This is a genomic window from Peterkaempfera griseoplana (genome assembly GCF_001418575.1).
Classification (GTDB): Bacteria; Actinomycetota; Actinomycetes; order Streptomycetales; family Streptomycetaceae; genus Peterkaempfera; species Peterkaempfera griseoplana.
Window position 1 is genome coordinate 1 of the sequence record NZ_LIQR01000673.1, and the last position, 3069, is coordinate 3069.

2 protein-coding genes are annotated in these 3069 nt (G+C 69.7%); both read right to left on the reverse strand.

Features of this window, described 5'->3' with window-relative positions; genetic code table 11:
- Window positions 1-223: 223 nt before the first annotated feature.
- On the reverse strand, window positions 224-427 hold the full coding sequence (locus tag AOK09_RS35155) for a cold-shock protein (RefSeq protein WP_055591252.1): 204 nt from the start codon (window positions 425-427) through the stop codon (window positions 224-226).
- 212 nt (window positions 428-639) lie between these two features.
- Window positions 640-2844, reverse strand: coding sequence for an MMPL family transporter (locus tag AOK09_RS35160; protein WP_079063675.1), 2205 nt, complete (start codon window positions 2842-2844; stop codon window positions 640-642).
- Between the last annotated feature and the right edge of the window lie 225 nt (window positions 2845-3069).

Below are 3069 nucleotides of genomic sequence, written 5' to 3' on the forward strand. Positions count from 1 at the left end.
GCCGGGGCGGCGGCCGTGCGGGAGGCGGCGGGGCGCCGGTTGCGGGGCGGCCTGGAGCGGCCGGTGGGCGGGGCGTCGTGCGTCCGGGAGCCGTCGCGGGACGGCCGGGCCTGGCGGGTCATCTGGATCCGTCTCGTCGTCGGGGAGGCCTGGGCACACGGCGAGGGCCCGCGCCGGACGGCGCGGGCCCTGCCGGACGGCGGTGCGGGACCGCCGCGTGACATCAGATCGGGCGGATGTTCTCCGCCTGGGGGCCCTTCTGGCCCTGGGTCACGTCGAACTCCACCTTCTGGCCCTCGAACAGCTCACGGAAGCCCTGAGCCGCAATGTTCGAGTAGTGGGCGAAGACGTCGGCGCCGCCGCCGTCCTGCTCGATGAAGCCGAAGCCCTTCTCGCTGTTGAACCACTTCACGGTACCGGTAGCCATAATGTCTCCCTCTGGGGCAGTGCCAGGGCCCGCACTTTGCGGACCCCGCGTCGCCGCGATCCCCATCCGGAGAAAGCCCGGACAAACAGAAGTGCGCCTGGTGGTTGGACCAGCAGGCGCACACAAGCGTTCATGGGAACCAAAACTGCAACAGCACAAGCCTAACATGCGGCGGGAGGGCGGACCCGGTCGGGTCCGCCCTCCGCGGTACATCAGCGCAGGCTGCCGGAGGGGTCGTACTCCTCGTCGCGGTCGGCGTCGGACGGCGGGCGCGGGCCGCCGAACTCCAGCACCTTGCCGCTGCCGGAGCCCTCGGGGCTGCTGTCACCGTGGCCGGGCCACCAGGCGAGGTGGCCGATCAGGGCGGTCAGCGCCGGGGTGAAGAACAGCGCCATGACGAAGGCGGCGACCACGATGCCGAAGGCGACCGCGAAACCCATCTGCGTCATGAAGGAGTTGCCCGCCAGCATCAGCGTGGCGAAGGTGGCGGCGAGGATGGATCCCGCGGCGGCCACCGTCGGGCCGCTGTGCCGGATGGCCTCGCTGGCCGCCTCGCGCGGGCTGCGGCCCTCGCGGGCCTCCTCCCGCAGCCGGGCGATCATCAGGATGTTGTAGTCGGTACCGATGGCGACCACGAACAGGTACATGATGATCGGCAGCATGAACATCAGGCCGCCGTTGCCCTTGATGTTCTGGAACAGCAGGGTGGTGGCGCCCAGGGTGGCGCCGAAGCCCAGCCCCACCGAGGCCATCAGGTACCAGGGGGCGACCACGCTGCGCAGCAGCAGCCCCAGGATCACCATGATCAGCAGCGCCGCGATCGGGAAGACCAGCGAGTAGTCGTGGTTCATCGCGAGGTTGATGTCCTTGTAGACGGCGGTGATGCCGCCCACCAGGGCCTTGGTGTCCTTCGGTGCGTCGGCGTGCGCGGTGTCCCGCAGCCGGTCGACGGTGTCGATGGCGGCGCTGGACGCCGGGTCGTTCTTGAGCAGCACGGTGAAGTCGGCGGTGGAGCCGTCCTTGCTGATACCACTGGCCGCGTTGACGGTCGCGGAGGCGACCCCGGGCACCGCCTGCAGCTTCTCCGCGAAGGCCGGCAGCGCCGCCCGGTCCAGCTGGCCGCCGGACTTCACCAGGTAGACGTGGGTGGGCTCCGCGGCACCCGCCGAGAAGGCCTTCATCATGGTGTCCTGGACGACCATCGACTCCTTGTCCTTCGGCATGGAGCCGGAGGCCAGGTCGAAGGTGCCGTGGAAGTTGAAGGCGGCCACCGCGAGAGCGGCCATCACGATGCCGGAGACACCCGCCACCGCGGCGGGGCGGCGGCCGGTGAGGCGGCCGAACGAGGCGAAGCGGGCGCTGCTGGGCTCGCGCTGCCAGTTCTTGGACGGCCAGAACAGCACCCGCGGGCTGAACACCGAGAGCACGGCCGGGAAGAGGGTGAGCGCGGCCAGCAGGGTCACCGCGACCGCGATGGCCAGCGACGGGCCCAGCGAGCGGAACATGCCCAGCGAGGAGAGCACCAGCGCCATGAAGGCGATGATCACGGCTCCGGCGGCGGAGGCGATGGCCTCGCCGACCCGGCCGACGGCGTTGACGATGGCCTCGTGGCGCTCGTCACCGGCCCGCAGACGCTCCCGGTAGCGGAACATCAGGAAGAGGAAGTAGTCCGTGCCCACGCCGAAGAGCACCACCACCAGGATGGCGGTGACCGAGCTGTCGGCCTTCAGGTCGAAGAGCTTGTTGGCGTCCGCGATCAGACCGTTGGCGGCCATCGCCACCACGCCGATGAGCAGCAGCGGCAGCACCGCGATGATCGGCGCCCGGAAGATGATCAGCAGGGTGATGAGAATCACGCCGAAGGTGCCGTAGGCGATCAGGGCGTCGCCCTTCTTGCTGGCGTCCTGCTGGTCCAGCTGCTGGGCCGCGGAGCCGCCGAGCTTGACCTCCAGGTGGGTGCCCTTGGCCAGCTGCTTGCCCTTGTCGCGCAGCTCCTGGGCGGCGTCGGCCATCTTGCTCGGGTCGCCGCCGGCCTGCTTCATCTTGACGAAGGCCAGGTCGTACTTGCCGTCCTTGGAGCCCTGCGGCGAGGGGATGACCGCCTCGACGGTGTCGATCTTCGCCGCGCCGACCCCGGCGACCACCTTCTGCACGGCCTGCTTGTCGGCCGCGTCCAGCGCCCCGCCGTCGGTACGCTCGAAGAGGTAGATGGCAGACGGGGTGAACGCCTGCGGGAAGGCCTTGGACTGCACGTCCGCGGCCTGGATCGACTCGTAGTGACGCGGCAGGAAGCTGCTCTCGTCGGTGTTGGTGGTCAGCTTGGGGGCCGTGGCGACGATCGCGACCGCGGCCACGATCCACGCGACGATCGTCCACCACCGGTGCCGGACCACAAAGCGTCCTATGCGATGGAACATGCTCGAAGTGCCTCCTGGGCATGGCACCGCAGGCCCGGGACGGGGGAGGGCTCACGGCTGAGGACCGGCTTCTCAGCCGGTCGGCAGGTAAGTATGCAGAGGCAGTCTAGGAAGCTTGCTTGCCGACCGGCAAGTTGGATTAGACGACCCCCGCTCTGGCCCCTCCATACTCCCCCATACCGCACCCCCGTCACCTCCTGCTCCGGGTGGAGAGCCCTCCCTCTC

What these genes read in the sequence shown, in the direction of transcription:
- AOK09_RS35160 (WP_079063675.1), bottom strand. Translation starts at nt 2,844, where the DNA reads ATGTTCCATCGCATAGGACGCTTTGTGGTCCGGCACCGGTGGTGGACG.
- AOK09_RS35155 (WP_055591252.1), bottom strand. Translation starts at nt 427, where the DNA reads ATGGCTACCGGTACCGTGAAGTGGTTCAACAGCGAGAAGGGCTTCGGC.